This is a genomic window from Affinundibacterium baiyunense (genome assembly GCF_018139645.1).
Classification (GTDB): Bacteria; Pseudomonadota; Gammaproteobacteria; order Burkholderiales; family Burkholderiaceae_D; genus Undibacterium; species Undibacterium baiyunense.
Map to the genome: position 1 here is coordinate 131,713 of NZ_JAGSPM010000004.1, position 16,085 is coordinate 147,797.

Below are 16,085 nucleotides of genomic sequence, written 5' to 3' on the forward strand. Positions count from 1 at the left end.
ATTACTGTCATTCACCGAATACCGCATGACTTCTCAAAAGCACTGTTTTATCTTATCGATGTGGCGCAAACATGAGCGCGTTCAAACAATCAAATTCAAGATCATTGCAACATCGAAAGGAAATATCATGTCAGAGCAAACTATCAGCAAAACGCACAAAAGCAAAGACAGCTTCAGTTTCGGCATCATTTTGATTTTACTAGGCGGATTCTTTTTATTTGACCGTTTAGATTACATTGATGCACGTGATTACTTCAAATACTGGCCAGCATTAATTGCGATCTCTGGAATTATATGTGCAGTGCGCGCAGAGCGTATCTCAGAAGTGCTTGATGGCCTGATGCAAATTGGTATCGCAGCTTGGTTGTACGCGGTAACGCAAAAATTATACGGATTAACATTCAGCAATAGCTGGCCACTGTTTATCATCGCCGCTGGCTTGAGTATGGTCATTAAATATTTTGCGGATAAACCAAAGTCATAAACACACATCAAGAACTTACATCTCATACTCGAATTAGCCATTTAAAAAACAGGATACCAACATGAAAAACGTCAATCCACAACAGCGCCTTGTTTTAGGTGCATTCATCATCGCGTTCGGCGCGCTGGCTCTACTAGATAACTTACACATCTTTAACACACGTGATTTAATCCAATTTTGGCCAGCGGTCTTTATTGTCATCGGTGCCATCAAACTATCACAGGCGAATACGCGTTCTGGTTACATTATTGGTGGCGGCTTCATCACCGCAGGCGTCATCATCACACTCAATCGCATTGGCATTATCAACTTCCGCATGCGTGATTGGTGGCCAGTATTGATGATTGCTGGTGGCCTCTTGATCATCTTTAAAGATAAGGCAAATCAAGTTTTCAAAGGATTTGGGGAAGAAGCATTCAAAAACAACGCGACGAACTCCAGTGATAACCATCTTGACGTCGTTGCGGTAATGAGTGGGCACCAAGGTAATATTGCTTCTAGTGATTTTCGTGGTGGCGCGGTGACTGCAATTATGGGCGGCGCTGAACTTGATTTGCGTAATGCCGTTATTCAAACCGAAGCAGTACTGAATGTCACCGCGTTTTGGGGCGGTATCACACTGAAAATCCCAAGTGATTGGACTGTCGTCAATAACGGTTTTGCGTTTTTAGGTGGCATTGATGATTCCAGTATTCCATCAATGAATGCAAACAAACGTTTGATCATCACTGGCACCGCAGTGATGGGTGGCGTTGAAATAAAAAATTAATCCTTGTGTAAAACGAAATTGCATACACTGGTCAATCAGTAATGCTCATACAGATGCGAACACAAATAGACGGGTGCTAATCAAAAAAACCAAGGGTAATTACAATGATTAGCACTCCAATCCATTTGTATCTAATTTTATATACAAGGCATTTCCTGATTTCCTAAAAATAGTACTTAGACTACATCCTAATTTCTTACTCACGAAGTTAAGCTAACGATGAATCCTATCTTATCTAATCTGCGTAACATCACACTAACCTACGCAATTTGGCTGATGATAGGCTGTTTGCTAGCCGCCTTACTGGTTTTAACGAATCTGAGCGCATGGGCCAACGCCTTACTATTTGCGGTGCCGGCCACCTTACTGTTTGGCGGTCTCGCCGCATCAGCCTATTATGTCGCCCGCGCACTTCCTATGAAGAAACGCAACTTCTTTATCGTGTCGGGGGTGTTCGGCGGTGCTGCCTTAATTTATGGTGTGATCTGGGCGGTACTATGTTTTTATTGGAACAAAGTTACTTTACAGTTTGACGAAACCTGGGCTGGGATCGAACTTAATCAGCATTTGGCTAGCCTGTTATTCATTTGCGGCACACTCCTCTACCTATTATCCATATTAGTCTACGACGTCTTACTCGCGCTTGAAAATATCCGCCAAGCTGAACGACGTGAAGCAGCTTCTGAAGTCTTAGCGCGTGATGCGGAACTTCAAGTTTTGCGTACGCAAATCAATCCCCACTTTTTATTTAACAGTCTTAATTCCATCAGTGCGCTAACGGCAATAGACCCAGCAGGTGCACGCAATATGACGATCGAACTAGCGCAGTTCTTCCGCCAAACTTTGGCACTTTCAGAAAAACAAAAAATTCCCCTGACAGACGAAATTGCGCTATGCAATCACTTTCTCGCGATTGAAAAAATTCGTTTTGGTAAAAAACTGCAAGTACAAATGCAGATTGATCCTGATTCGGGAGAATGCTTACTGCCACCAATGTTGTTACAGCCTTTATTAGAAAACGCGATCAAACATGGTATTCGTGATCTAGTTGATGGCGGCACAATTACGCTGAGCAGTCGAGCCCGCACACCTTGGCTGTTTGTGGCGATTGATAATCCTATTGATGCACAACCAACCGAGGCACAAGGCACCGGCACAGGTCTAAAAAACTTGCAAGCGCGGCTACGCAGTTTATACGCTGATAAAGCACGAGTTGAATGGCAAGTGATCGATCAAGTTTTTAGAATTGAAATTGCCCTCCCTTTAGAAAAATAAAACAAAACAACTATTTCTTCTTACCGACAAAAACGACGTTATGAATACCAAATTACGTGCACTAATCATCGACGACGAAGAACTCGCTCGTCGCCTGACCACAGAATATTTGCGCAGTCACAGTGATATAGAGATCATTGGCGAATGTGAAAATGGAATTGAAGCAGTTGATGCGATCACGACGCTGCAACCTGATTTAATTTTTTTAGATATCCAAATGCCCAAACTGAATGGCTTTGAAGTGTTAGCCGCAAGCGAACGCCAAGACGGGGTGATTTTTACCACTGCTTATGATCAATATGCACTCAAGGCATTTGATCAACATGCAATCGACTATCTACTCAAACCTTACTCACAACAACGATTTGACGAAGCGCTGACGAAGGCACGTAAATTGTTAGGTCAAAGCAATCCCGCTGTGCAGGCATTGGTATCACAAACCAATGCCATCGCCGAACGTCTAACCGTTAGAGATCGTGGGCAAACCTTTGTGATTCCGGTGGATCAAATTGACTATATTGAAGCGCAAGACGATTACGTACAAATTCACTACGCTGGGAAATCGCTCCTTAAAACGCAAAGCCTCTCCGAATTAGAGAAACAACTCAATCCAGAATTTTTCGTGCGCATCCATCGCTCCACCATCATCCGCCTTCAATCACTCAAATGTCTTGAACGTGCGACAAAAGATAGCTATCAAGCTGTTTTACATAACGGCGCTGTGTTACCTATCAGCCGTTCTGGTTATGACCGCATCAAAGGAATGCTGTAAAGTATTGGTCTTTAAAAAAATCCCATACAACTTGGTCATGGCACAGCGCATACACTGTTTCTTATGACCAATTCAGCATTATGAATATCATCATCAATCAAGCCTTACGTGATTACATCGACCCACTGACTACACAAGAATATTTAGCCTTAGAACGCAGCCTACTAAAAGAAGGATGCCGAGATGCTTTGGTGCTGTGGGGCGAAACACTGATCGACGGACATAATCGATATGCGATCTGTCAAAAGCACAATATTCCTTTTCAGACTAAACAGAATGACCATTTTCAAAGTATCGAAGATGTCATGCTTTGGATGATAGATAATCATCTCGCTCGTCGCAGCGTTTCCAGCTTCCAACGCGGGGTTTTAGCATTACGCAAAAAAGAAATTATTACCACGCGCCGTAAAGAGAAATCGAGTAAAGAAAAAGCCGCAGAAGCAGAGCTAGCAGCAAAAGAACCGGATCCAGTTTCGGTTGAAACAAGAGAAGAAATTGCCAAGGTTGCTGGGCTCAGCAAACCCGCGGTCGCGCAAATTGAAAAAATTCGTAAAGCAGCGACACCAGAACTGATAGAAGCAGTTCGTGCTGGTACAGTATCAATCAACACTGCAGCAACCATCGCCTCGCTACCATCTGAACAGCAAGTGGCCGCCGTTGCTGGAGGCAAAAAAGAGTTACAACAAGCCGCTCGTCAGTTAAGGCAACCGCGAACTCCCAAAGTGAGTACGGAACCAGAAACGGCCAAGGCAACAAACCAAGAAATATCGGCAGAACATGCAGTAAATGCACCGATTTCTGAATTAGAACGCTTGCGCGCAGAAAATCAGGCGCTCAAAGCGCAAATTGTTGAACTCAATGCAAAATTAGCCGCAGCACAAACGCTTTCCACCTAAGAATTCCAGCGCAAACGCTCAAAATATCGATAAAATCGCAGAAAACTGGCTTGAAAATGCCTATTTTGCCCACAATTAGCCTCAGTCTTTAACATTTACTTTCGCTTTGGCTTTGATTCCATTGCTGCAATCAAGCTAAGCATTTATTTACACTTTTATTTGGGAACATTATGACTATTCGCGTCAACGGCACTGAAATTAATGAAACAGCGATCAATGCTGAAATGAACCGTGCCCGCTCCGCAGGCCATCCAGAAGGCGAGCAATTACGCGATAGCGCAATTCAAGAGCTGATCTTACGCAATTTGATGATCGCTGAAGCTGCAAAATTAGATATCAACGCAGGCAATGAAGAAGAAATTATCGGTACTTTATTGCAGCAAGAAGTCGCCTTCGACGAAGTAGATGAAGCAACATGCCGTACGTTTTACGAAGAAAATAGCGCAAGTTTCAAGCAAGGTGAAATGGCAGCAGCAAGTCACATTTTGTTCACACCAGGCGATGGCCTCGCTGCCAGTTTAGTTAAAGCAAAAGCAGAAGGCATTTTGGCTGATCTGCAAAAAAATCCTAGTGCATTTGCAGCAATGGCAAGAGAACACTCCGCTTGCCCTTCTGGCAAAGAAGGTGGTGCTTTGGGTCAATTTGGTCGCGGTCAAATGGTTCCAGAATTTGAGCAAGCGGTTTTCAATACAGAACCAGGCAATATCACGCCAGAATTAATTGAAACCCAATTCGGCTATCACATCATTCAAGTGACTGAACGCAAAGGTGGTGACATTGTCAGTTTTGACGAAGTAAAAGAACGTCTGCAAGCCTATCTGACGGATATGGAAGGACGTAAAGCAACGCACGCTTACCTCGCCAAATTAGTCAGCGAGGCGACAATTGAAGGCTACGAGTTACCAGCATTTGCTTAATAAATTCGTCGTGATATTAAGTTGATTGTTCAGTTAAATAAAGATTGCACGCTTGTATAGTCGAAGTGGGAACGCATTTCCAAACCTACTTTGCAACTAACTTCACTGATTTCAGTGACGATCTTGATTAACGATTTTGATTCACGATCTAAGCACGCAATCAACACCAAATAAAACGCACAAAGCACATCTCCTGTATGCTTTGTGCGTTTTTTATATTCACCTGCTATTTTACCTCTGCTATTTCATCTTAAAGGCATACTATGAGCATCACGATGTATTCAACTTCTGTCCCCGTCTTCCAGCAAATGCTTGGCAGCTTGCAAGTGATTTTGCAAAAAGCACAGGCGCACGCCACTGAAAAAAAGATCGAAGATCAAGTCTTTTTACAGGCACGTCTCGCACCGGATATGTTTAATTTGATTCGTCAGGTACAGATTGCTACTGATTTTGCAAAAGGTATTTCAGCTAGATTGGCTGGCGTTGATGTGCCGGATTTCCAAGACACTGAAAATAGTTTTGAAGAATTGCAAGCGCGTTTACATAAAACGATTGATTTCATGCGCCAGCTAACGCCGACTCAATTTGAAGAAGCAGAAGAACGTGAAATCGTCTTGCGTCCAGGCACACCAAAAGAAAAGAAATTATCAGGTGAAGCCTACTTACTTTCGTATGGATTACCGCAATTTTTCTTCCATGTCACGACCACTTACGCCATTTTGCGCCACCACGGAATTGAATTAGGTAAGCGCGATTACATGGGCACTTATTAAGAAGTTTTCTTCAGGCAATAGAGCCGCTTAAAATGAAGCGGCTCAATCGAAACAAATCGATATAAATCGAGATAAACACTGCCGCTTATCAGAAATTCGCGACCATTCACCTTATTTTGTCAGACTTTAGCTTGCTTTATCTCATATTGAAAGTATATTTTCATATGTGATAAGTGTGTCGTATACCGTGTGTCGTATACAAAGTTAATTTTTATCAACAAATTAGGTGAAACGATGTTTTCTCATTTTCTCGATAAAGATTCAAAAGCGCTCCCGCAATGCGAAGCACGCAAATTCTTTGACGCAGACGAAGAAATTTTCTTCAAACGCATACAGAAAGCCTTGCCTAACTGCTTGATTTTCCCGCATGTACAACTCGCGTCAATTTTAGACGCCCATGTCGGTAACGAGAAAAAACGCCAACTAATGCGCCAAAAACTGCAAGAGCGGCATCTTGATTTTGGTATCTTTAATCAAGCATTGGAGCTACTGTGCGTGGTAGAACTTGAACGCGATCCAGTAGAGGATGCGGAAGAAGAATATCCAACCAGAAAATTACTCAAAAGCGCGGGAATTAAATGCATACGCTGGAGTCGTGCAGCTTTACCAACCGCGGAACAAATTCTACGAACCTTAGCCCCCTACTCGAATCTAGAAGCACCAAAACTTGAAACGAGTATGCAGACAATCGGAAAATTATTTTTAGATGAAGATTTGAAAGACCCTGCAAAACTCCAAAGCAAGGCATTTACGTATATTGAACACGGTAATCCCAATGCGCTCTCGTTAGCTGCGATTAATCGAATTACACCAGATAGCTTTATCAAAAATGAATACCCGCATATCTGGCAAAAAATCTGCCTATTTGCAGGTGACCCCGGCTATTTAAAAAATTACTTAGAGTCTTTGTTCATCCAAAATCGTCCCATCAAACGACGCGGACTTCCCAAGCATGTTGCCAACGAGGTGATTGCGATTCAAAGTGAAAATGCGCGCTATGTCATTCCAAAAACACCTGATCCTGTCTGGGATCCAACGTTTTTACACCGCTAGTGTCGAATGTCTTCATGTTGCCTAGATCATGCGCCGAACCAATCACGAGCGCCATCAAAAACCGCAGCAACAGATGGCAACTTAATCAAAGTTAGTACTACCAAGCTCGCTTCTTATAACTCAGGAATAAGCATGTGACCAAGCTTGGTCGCTTTGGTGTCGAGGTATCGTTCGTTATAGGGATTTCGCGGAACAATCAAAGGCACTTGCTCTTGCACTTTCACTTGCAAGCCTTCTAGCGCCGAAATTTTACGCGGATTATTCGTCATCAATTTCACGCTAGAAATACCCAAATGCTTCAGCATTGGATCGCATAAAGAATAGTTACGCAAATCTGCGGCAAAGCCTAGCTTCTGGTTCGCCTCAACTGTATCGGCGCCTTGGTCTTGTAGATGATACGCTTGGACCTTTGCCAATAATCCAATTCCGCGACCTTCTTGACGCAAATATAAAATCGCGCCACGCCCTTCAGCCGCGATTTTTTGCATCGCCAGCTCCAACTGTGGGCCGCAATCACAACGCTTGCTAAACAAGGCATCACCAGTTAAACACTCGGAATGTATACGTGCTAAAACAGGTTCACCATTCGCGACATCACCTAATGTCAAGGCAATGTGCTCTTTGCCTGTTGTTGGCTCTCTAAACGCGTGCATCGTGAAATTCGCCCAAGTGGTCGGCAATGCGCACGAATCAACATACTCTAATGCCTGTTCTTGCAAATTTTCAGGCAACTCTTTACTTAACATAGTGTTCTCTCGGTCCATCTCTGCGATGTGCAGAGACCACAATCTTGCGAGCCTTGTATTCCCGTCGCCTAATTATGCTGACGTGATATTTACAAGGCATAAAAAAGTAAGAGTATAAACGAGTCGCCGTATCTGAGTCGCTGCCGAACCAATTTAAGCTTTGAGCTGGCTCACTAATTTACTGACATTTTCCGACAACAGCGGACTATACCAATGTGTAAATCATTAATAGATCTGTAAATTTATCATCAAGTCAACTTACGCAAGCGCTAGACCTTGCAAGATCAAGCAAAACCGCTCATTACATATTTATGGGCTGACTTTATAAAAATACAATAAAAACACACTTTCTTAAAAAACCGGTTGACATACTGTGCAACACACAGTACAGTGCGCCACATGGCTACTACAGATAATTTCGGAAAATTAGAACTCGAACTGCGACGCGGTGTGGTGGTGCTTGCCACGCTCTCGCAATTGCGCAAACCGCGCTACGGGTATGAACTGCGTCAAGCTTTGTCCGAACAAGGCATGGCAATTGAGGAAGGCACTTTGTATCCTCTGCTGCGCAGATTAGAAACACAGGGCTTACTACAAAGTGAGTGGAAAATTGAAGATGGGCCGCCTCGGCGCTACTACTCACTGAATGAGGATGGCAAAAAATTGCTCGAAAAACTTACCGAATCATGGCAAAACATGAATCAGGTGATGGGACAACTTTTGAAGGAGGAATAGCATGAAACCCAATGATGTCATTGAATCGTATATCACCGATGTCGCATTGCAGTTACCACGCAAGCAGCGCAACGATGTAGCGTTTGAATTGCGGGCTCTATTGCAAGAAGAGCTGCATGCAAAAGCCGAGGACATGGGGCGTGCTGCCGATGCGGCAATGATCATGGAGTTACTCCAAGACTTTGGTCATCCGAACGACGTGGCCGCGCGCTATCGACCCACATTAACGATCATTGATCCCAGTGATGGCGGCAAATTTTTGCGTCTTACTCTCATCGGACTGATCGTCATCTGGAGCATAGGCTTACTCATCAACCTCAATCAGCAGATCAACTCTAGCGTAGATTTTTTACGTGTTCTTAGTAAATGGTGGGGTGGCACGGTGATTCCATCGTTTTGGTGGCCAGGTGTTTTGGTCGTCCACTATGGTCTAGTTAGCTGGGCGCGCCAACGTCGTCCCCATGCTGTCAAATGGAAACCGTACGATCAAGACCAAATAGGTGGAGGTCGTATCGGCATTGCTTTTGGTTTAACTGGCATGTTGTGCGGCATCTATCTGCTGATAGAGCCGAGATGGATTTTAGATGTAATCTGGAACGGTAAAGCGGCGCCCGCTGCGTATATGGCCTTGACTTATACCGACACATTTTTGCAGGGCTTAGCCCCCTACCTTTTGACGCTCGTCATCTTGAACATACCCTTCTACTTTGCGCTAATGTTACAAGGCCGCTGGACAAAGTTCATGCGACGTATCGAAACCGGATTTAGTCTACTCAGTTGCGCAGTCATGCTCATGGTAGTGGCAAATGGTCCAATTTTCATGAGCTCAGCAAGCGATCAAACGGCGAAATTTATTTTGGGATTACTGGTCGCATTTATCCTTGTGACCATGCTAGTGCAAACGATACGACGCGTAAAACCTCAGCCAAAATTTGTTGAGTAATTCAGATCAAATCTAAACCTCGAAGGACATAGGCACATAAGCACAGAGAAACACTAAGAGAAAATCAAAATATTACGATTTTCTTCATTTTTAGTTTTCCTCTGTGCTATCTCTGTATTTAGTAAATTTAGAAATTTACAAAGCGCCTATCGAGTGAAACCCACGCCGCCATCGTATTGAGTATTGAGCATCGAAGGCCGCCAATCACCCCAGTTTAACTACCGACGCAATTGCGTAATATCGCGTACGGCACCACGATCAGCCGAAGTGGCCAATGCCGCGTAGGCTTGCAAAGCCTGTGAAACGTAACGATCACGATTCATAGGCTGCCACGCTAAAGCACCTTTGGCTTCCATCGCGGCACGACGTGCTGCTAAAGTCTCGTCGCTAATGTCCAAACGTATGCTGCGATTCGGAATGTCGATCAAAATTTGATCGCCCTCTTCAACCAAACCAATCGCTCCACCTTCTGCCGCTTCTGGCGACGCATGACCAATCACCAAACCAGATGAACCACCAGAGAATCGACCATCGGTGAATAAGGCGCAAGCTTTGCCTAAGCCCTTCGATTTAATATACGAAGTTGGGTACAACATCTCTTGCATACCAGGCCCGCCTTTTGGACCTTCGTAGCGAATAATCACTACATCACCTTCATGCACGGTATCACCCAAAATCGCTGCGACTGCATCATCTTGACTTTCGAACACGCGCGCTTTGCCACTGAATGTCAAAATACTTTCATCGACACCTGCGGTCTTCACGATGCAACCTTTTTCTGCCAAGTTACCATACAAAACGGCAAGACCACCATCTTTTGAATAGGCATGTGCATAGTCACGAATACAGCCATTTGCACGATCCGTATCCAAACTATCAAAGCGTTTTTCTTGTGAGAACGCAGTTTGAGTAGGTACGCCACCGGGTGCTGCCATAAATAGTTTTTTAACCGCTGCGTCTTCACTAACCGCAATATCATTATGTGCGATTGCTTCCGCAAAAGTCGATGCATGGATGGTTGGGCGTGTCGTATCAAACAAATTCGCACGCGCCAATTCGCCCAAAATAGCGATAATACCGCCAGCACGATGCACGTCTTCGATATGGTATTTATCGGTCATTGGCGCGACCTTGCACAGGCATGGAACCTTACGAGAGATGCGATCAATATCCGCCATTTTAAAATCAACGCCAGCCTCATTTGCCGCCGCGAGTAAATGCAGAACCGTATTGGTCGAGCCACCCATCGACACATCGAGCGCCATCGCGTTTTCAAAAGTCGCTTTGTTTGCAATTGAACGCGGCAAGATGGAATAATCATCATGTTCATAATAGCGCTTGGCCAACTCGACAATCAAGCGGCCAGCTCGTAAAAATAAGTCTTTACGATCCGCATGCGTTGCCAAAATGGTGCCATTACCCGGTAAAGCGAAACCCAATGCTTCCATCAAACAGTTCATCGAATTTGCAGTAAACATCCCCGAGCAAGAACCGCAAGTGGGGCAAGCTGAACGCTCGATGCGACCGATTTCTTCATCGCTGACTTTGCTATCACCGGCCTTAATCATGGCATCGACCAAATCGATTTTCATAATTTTTTGCTCGCCAATTTGTCCTGCCTGTTTAGGATGCAGGGTCTCCAAAACTTTACCCGCCTCCATCGGACCACCGGAGACAAACACCACGGGAATATTCAAACGCATGGCCGCCATCAACATACCCGGCGTGATTTTGTCGCAATTCGAAATACACACCATCGCATCGGCGCAATGCGCATTCACCATGTATTCCACTGAATCAGCGATCAATTCGCGCGACGGTAATGAATACAACATGCCCCCATGTCCCATCGCAATGCCATCATCGACGGCAATCGTATTAAATTCTTTTGCAACACCACCAGCCGCTTCAATTTCGCGCGCAACCATTTGCCCTAGATCTTTCAAATGCACATGACCAGGCACAAACTGCGTGAAGGAATTAACTACCGCAATAATCGGCTTCTCAAAATCCCCGTCTTTCATCCCCGTCGCCCGCCATAGAGCGCGAGCACCTGCCATGTTGCGGCCATGGGTGGTAGTTCTGGAGCGATATGCTGGCATATGATTTTCCTTAAAACAAAATTAAAAATGAAAGTGGGAACACAGGCTATTAGATTGCCTTAGTGATTTTAATACGTCAAATATTTAAAAAGTGCAAAATTAAGACTAATTTAATATAAATATAATTTCTGATTATGTCCGCTCACACTAATCACGACAAACTTATTTTCAGCAGATAATACGAAAATCGATTTCGATAAACCTTCTATGCGCTCTCCCCTCTCCATAAGTACAATTGCCCTTTTGACTATTCCTCCTGTACTTTGGGCAGGCAACGCCATCTTGGGGAGAATGATTTATCAATCGATTCCTCCAACGACATTAAATCTCCTACGCTGGACATTAGCATTTTTCCTCCTACTCCCTTTCGCCTATCCAATTTTTAAATCCGGCAGCAGCCTGTGGCGCGATGCGAAGTATTATTTGATGCTCGGTCTACTAGGCATCGGTTTGTACAACGCTTTGCAATATTTAGCGTTACAAAGTTCAACACCGATCAATGTGACTTTGGTGGCCTCTGGCATGCCAATTTGGATGCTACTGGTCGGTGCCACATTTTTTGGTACAAGCATTAATAAAAAACAAGTTACGGGTGCATTGCTGTCAATTCTCGGTGTCGTGCTTGTACTCAGTCGAGGCAGCTTACAGCAGCTACTAGCATTTCAATTAGTTCCAGGTGATTTATTGATGATCGCTGCCACGATTGCTTGGTCTTTTTATAGCTGGCTGTTAAATGACAAAACACGCGATAACGACATACGCAAAGATTAGTCACATTTCTTATTGGCGCAAATTAGTTATGGCCTTATTTGGTCTGCCTTGTTTGCAGGTACCGAGTGGGCATTGATTGATTATCACATTAACTGGAGCTGGAACTTAATCGCTGCAATTTGCTTCGTCGCAATAGGCCCAGCCATCATCGCGTTTCGTTGTTGGGGCGCGGGTGTGCAACGTGCGGGTCCCAATGTGGCTAGTTTCTTTGTCAATTTAACACCCTTATTTACTGCGCTATTGTCTTCTGTGATTTTGGGCGAGTTACCACATTGGTATCACTTAGTAGCATTTGGCTTTATTGTTACTGGCATCATGATCTCGTCACACCAACAAAATAAAAGCTCGCTACAATAGATCAGCCAATACGACTAGCTTGTATTAGCCCTCACCCTTCTAGAAGGAATCACGATGTCTATTCAACTCAATTCCAAAGCAAACACTAAACTCGCGCAAGAAGTCCACATCAAGACCCATACATTGACGACTGACATCGCAGTTGCCGAAGGTGGTGAAGATCTCGGCCCAAGTCCGCATGATTTATATGATGCGGCGCTTGCTTCTTGCAAAGCACTAACCTTAATGTGGTACGCGAAGAAGAAAAATATTAATATCACTCACATCGACACCCGCATCGAACGTGATGATTCACAAGAACGACGAGGTATTTATAAGCTAGCAGCGACTCTGTTGGTGCAAGGTGAATTTAGCGAGGAAGAATTCGCACAAATTAGTGCGGTTGCCGAAAAATGTCCGGTACACAAATTGATGGCTAGTGTCACGACTGAAATCACGACCAAAGTGGAGCGTGCGTAATGGATACCAACAAAATGGAACCCAACAAACTGCTTAGACCACACAATAAAGATTTAGGTGGTGGCTTTGTAGTGCGTCGCTTATTACCAAGTGCGACAAGACAAGCAGTCGGACCATTTATCTTCTTTGATCATTTTGGACCTGTCACAATCACGCCAAACGACAATCATGATGTGCGCCCACATCCACATATCGGACTCGCCACACTCACCTATTTGTTCGAGGGAGTGATCATGCACCGAGATAATCTAGGCTATACACAAAGAATAGAACCAGGTGCTATCAACTTCATGATTGCCGGTAAAGGCATCGTACACTCAGAGCGCAAACCAGAAGAACACAAAAATGATACCTACACCAATCATGGTCTGCAACTATGGTTAGCGATCCCCGAAGATCAAGAAAAAATTCCCGCCTCATTTAGCCATACACCAGCTACAGCGATACCAATTGCCCACAATCATGAGGCAACCGGACGCGTATTAGTCGGCAGTGCATTTGGCCTCAGCTCGCCCGTACCAGCTTTGTCACCAACGCTCTACCTTGATATTCAATTACCAGCAAACAGTCAATGGCAACTTCCTATGCTAGCGGATGAGCAGGCGATCTACTCCATAGAAAATCAAATTAGTATTGCAGGCAACACATTAGAAATGCACACGATGCTGGTGTTGGATCAAGAACAAGCAATCACCACAGGCGCACACCCAGCACGCTTCGTCATCATCGGTGGAAAAGCACTCGGGCACCGGTTTATGTGGTGGAATTTTGTCGCTAGCAAAAAAGAAGACATCGATAACGCAGCAATAGCGTGGGAAGCCGGCGATAACGCACTAGGAATGGGACAAGTACCGGGCGAGACTGAAAGGATTCCTTTACCGAAAAGCCTCTCTAAGTAAATCTGCAATTGCAAATGAGTGCCTGAGATCCAACCTAAACGTCCAAATTACAGCACAGAATCCACACCCATATTTGCTAACTGATCAGCACGCTCATTTCCAGCATCACCTGTGTGACCACGCACCCATATCCAATCAATTTTATGGACTTGGCGTGCTTGGTCTAACTGTTGCCAGAGATCGACGTTTTTTACTGGTGCTTTTGCGGCAGTTTTCCACCCTTTCGCTTTCCAGCCGTCGATCCATTCGGTAATGCCTTTTAAGACATACTGACTATCCGTGTACAAGGCAATCTCGCATGGTCGCTTTAATGCCTGCAAGGCCTGAATCACCGCCATTAATTCCATACGATTATTGGTGGTTTCACGCTCGCCACCGAACAATTCTTTTTCGCGAGTTCCAGCAATAAGAATCGCGCCCCAACCACCTACACCCGGATTACCTTTGCAAGCACCATCTGTATAAATCTTAATTTTATCCATGTTCTTTTATTTTATTTGCGACTGGCACCGCACTAGTCTGCCGCACACGTTTTTGTTTTAATGCTGGGCCGACTAAATGCATACCTCGTACACGTTTAACCGCCTCAATCATATAAACCGCACCTAATCTTGGCCACCAACGTTGACCTAAACTTTCCATCATCCCTGAGTTTTGCAACCATTGTTCATTATTCACTGCAAGTGCATAGCAACCAAAGCGGGTTTGACCTACTTCCATGCTCAACAACTTGAGCCAATCTCGCAGACGATGTGGACTAATGAACTCACCCTCTTCGGGTAAAAAATGCCGATTGATCAAGCGCCCAAAGAATTGCCGACCTCCCCACAAACTGACACGATTCATTCCTGTGATAATCACGCGTCCTTCGGGTATGAGAATTCTATCCACCTCGCGTAAAATTTGGTGCGGTTCTTTGGCAAATTCCAGCACATGCGGCAAGACAATCAAGTCGATACTTTGCGAATCAAATGGGAGTTCTGCAAAGTCGTGAACCAAGACCACTGCTTGACACGCCTTCGTGTTTTGGTTTGGAAATGAACTAGCAGTTTGCCATTGATGTGGCATACGGCTAGCTGCCAACGCTGGCAATTGCGGCAAACCAATTTGCAATGCATGGAATCCAAAGATATCCGCAGTTAATAGATCAAACTGTGCTTGCTCCCACGCGCAGATATAATCACCGGCTGGCTGCATCAACCAATCACCTAAGTCTATAATGGTGGACTGCGTAGAATTGGATACGTTCACTTCACTCACTTAAAAAATCAGGAAAATCCGAATATGAATAATCAGATAGATGACCAAACGCTTAGTATATTGACTGTACCCGCTTTTGACGACAATTATCTGTGGCTAATTCATAATCAGCGCGAGGCAATTGTCGTCGATCCAGGCGATGCGACACCTATCCTTGCTGCGCTAGAAAAACACCAATTGCAATTGCGAGCCATTTTACTAACACATCACCACGCGGATCACATCGGTGGTGTAAATCTGTTGGTAGAACAGTTTCAAATCCCTGTTTACGGCCCTGCGCATGATGGAATTGATGCGGTAACAATTCCACTTGATGACGATGATGAAATTCATATAGATACGCTCAACTTGCGTTTAAAAGTAATCGCTGTTCCAGGGCACACATTTGGACATATCGCCTACTATTCTATGCAATTACAAAGTCTGTTTTGCGGTGATACTTTGTTCGCTGGTGGTTGCGGTAGATTATTTGAAGGAACGCCAGCTCAAATGCTGGATTCACTCGATACACTTGCACGTTTGCCAGATGCCACTGCAGTTTACTGCGCGCACGAATACACCCTCTCCAATCTGAAGTTTGCACTTGCTGTTGAGCCAAATAATCAAGAGCTACAACAACGTATGGTGGAAGCACAAGAAAAACGCAATGCTGGCGTGCCCACAGTTCCTAGCAATATTGGGCTGGAAAAACGTACAAATCCATTTCTGAGAAGCAGAATTTCCGCGGTAATAGACACACTTAAAACAAATGACAAAATCACCGATACGCAAGATGAAGTTGCATGTTTTACTGCGCTACGCGAGTGGAAAAATATTTATCGTTAAGTAAAACGAATCTCCTCCATCATCGATCTTGCATACACAATCTGAACCC

At 44.5% G+C, this 16,085-nt stretch carries 17 protein-coding genes and 1 pseudogene; 14 read left to right on the top strand and 4 right to left on the bottom strand.

Annotated elements, in window-relative coordinates:
- Positions 1–127: 127 nt before the first annotated feature.
- The 8 genes from KDM92_RS08205 to KDM92_RS08240 all read left to right on the top strand — a co-directional run bounded on the left by KDM92_RS08205 (position 128) and on the right by KDM92_RS08240 (position 6,939).
- Positions 128–484, top strand: a complete 357-nt coding sequence (locus KDM92_RS08205; protein WP_212683887.1) for a LiaI-LiaF-like domain-containing protein — start codon at positions 128–130, stop codon at positions 482–484.
- Positions 485–545: 61 nt separating this feature from the next.
- Positions 546–1,253: a LiaI-LiaF-like domain-containing protein gene (locus tag KDM92_RS08210; protein ID WP_189344818.1), complete on the top strand. Its 708-nt coding sequence runs from the start codon at positions 546–548 to the stop codon at positions 1,251–1,253.
- Between the two features lie 219 nt (positions 1,254–1,472).
- Positions 1,473–2,528 carry a sensor histidine kinase gene (locus KDM92_RS08215; RefSeq protein ID WP_212683888.1) on the top strand — a complete coding sequence of 352 codons (1,056 nt, stop codon included), beginning with the start codon at positions 1,473–1,475 and terminating at the stop codon, positions 2,526–2,528.
- A 40-nt stretch (positions 2,529–2,568) separates the two neighbouring features.
- Positions 2,569–3,300 (top strand): LytR/AlgR family response regulator transcription factor, encoded by a 732-nt coding sequence (locus KDM92_RS08220; RefSeq protein WP_212683889.1) that lies wholly within the window; start codon positions 2,569–2,571, stop codon positions 3,298–3,300.
- Positions 3,301–3,380: 80 nt separating this feature from the next.
- Positions 3,381–4,196: a ParB N-terminal domain-containing protein gene (locus KDM92_RS08225; protein WP_212683890.1), complete on the top strand. Its 816-nt coding sequence runs from the start codon at positions 3,381–3,383 to the stop codon at positions 4,194–4,196.
- Between the two features lie 170 nt (positions 4,197–4,366).
- Positions 4,367–5,113 carry a peptidylprolyl isomerase gene (locus tag KDM92_RS08230; RefSeq protein ID WP_212683891.1) on the top strand — a complete coding sequence of 249 codons (747 nt, stop codon included), beginning with the start codon at positions 4,367–4,369 and terminating at the stop codon, positions 5,111–5,113.
- A 263-nt stretch (positions 5,114–5,376) separates the two neighbouring features.
- A complete protein-coding gene (locus tag KDM92_RS08235) occupies positions 5,377–5,886 on the top strand; it encodes a DUF1993 domain-containing protein (RefSeq protein WP_212683892.1) in 510 nt (169 codons plus the stop codon).
- Positions 5,887–6,120: 234 nt separating this feature from the next.
- A complete protein-coding gene (locus KDM92_RS08240; protein ID WP_212683893.1) occupies positions 6,121–6,939 on the top strand; it encodes a DUF2726 domain-containing protein in 819 nt (272 codons plus the stop codon).
- Between the two features lie 113 nt (positions 6,940–7,052).
- Here KDM92_RS08240 and ribA read toward each other — a convergent pair whose 3' ends face one another.
- Positions 7,053–7,685 carry a GTP cyclohydrolase II gene (gene ribA, locus KDM92_RS08245; RefSeq protein WP_229827074.1) on the bottom strand — a complete coding sequence of 211 codons (633 nt, stop codon included), beginning with the start codon at positions 7,683–7,685 and terminating at the stop codon, positions 7,053–7,055.
- 399 nt (positions 7,686–8,084) lie between these two features.
- Between ribA and KDM92_RS08250 the strand changes: the two genes are divergently transcribed.
- Positions 8,085–8,420, top strand: coding sequence for a PadR family transcriptional regulator (locus KDM92_RS08250; RefSeq protein WP_212683894.1), 336 nt, complete (start codon positions 8,085–8,087; stop codon positions 8,418–8,420).
- Position 8,421: 1 nt separating this feature from the next.
- Entirely contained in the window at positions 8,422–9,363 is a 942-nt protein-coding gene (locus KDM92_RS08255; protein WP_212683895.1) for a hypothetical protein, read from the top strand.
- 218 nt (positions 9,364–9,581) lie between these two features.
- On the opposite strand, the gene ilvD is transcribed toward KDM92_RS08255, so the two are convergent.
- Entirely contained in the window at positions 9,582–11,465 is a 1,884-nt protein-coding gene (gene ilvD / locus KDM92_RS08260) for a dihydroxy-acid dehydratase (RefSeq protein WP_212683896.1), read from the bottom strand.
- Positions 11,466–11,672: 207 nt separating this feature from the next.
- On the opposite strand from ilvD, the pseudogene KDM92_RS08265 reads away from it, so the two are divergent.
- From KDM92_RS08265 to KDM92_RS08275, 3 genes and pseudogenes are all read left to right on the top strand, one after another.
- Positions 11,673–12,593: pseudogene (locus tag KDM92_RS08265) on the top strand (DMT family transporter).
- A 54-nt stretch (positions 12,594–12,647) separates the two neighbouring features.
- Entirely contained in the window at positions 12,648–13,052 is a 405-nt protein-coding gene (locus tag KDM92_RS08270) for an OsmC family protein (protein ID WP_212683897.1), read from the top strand.
- A complete protein-coding gene (locus KDM92_RS08275) occupies positions 13,052–13,951 on the top strand; it encodes a pirin family protein (RefSeq protein WP_230408242.1) in 900 nt (299 codons plus the stop codon). Before KDM92_RS08270 ends, KDM92_RS08275 begins: the two co-directional genes overlap by 1 nt.
- Positions 13,952–13,998: 47 nt before the next feature.
- Here KDM92_RS08275 and rnhA read toward each other — a convergent pair whose 3' ends face one another.
- Both rnhA and KDM92_RS08285 read right to left on the bottom strand, forming a co-directional pair.
- Positions 13,999–14,433, bottom strand: a complete 435-nt coding sequence (gene rnhA / locus KDM92_RS08280; RefSeq protein ID WP_212683898.1) for a ribonuclease HI — start codon at positions 14,431–14,433, stop codon at positions 13,999–14,001.
- A complete protein-coding gene (locus KDM92_RS08285; RefSeq protein WP_212684078.1) occupies positions 14,426–15,148 on the bottom strand; it encodes a class I SAM-dependent methyltransferase in 723 nt (240 codons plus the stop codon). The genes rnhA and KDM92_RS08285 overlap by 8 nt, the downstream gene beginning before the upstream one ends.
- Positions 15,149–15,235: 87 nt before the next feature.
- On the opposite strand from KDM92_RS08285, the gene gloB reads away from it, so the two are divergent.
- The gene (gene gloB / locus KDM92_RS08290) at positions 15,236–16,036 is read left to right on the top strand and encodes a hydroxyacylglutathione hydrolase (protein WP_212683899.1); all 801 of its coding nucleotides are present in this window, start codon (positions 15,236–15,238) and stop codon (positions 16,034–16,036) included.
- Positions 16,037–16,085: the final 49 nt, after the last annotated feature.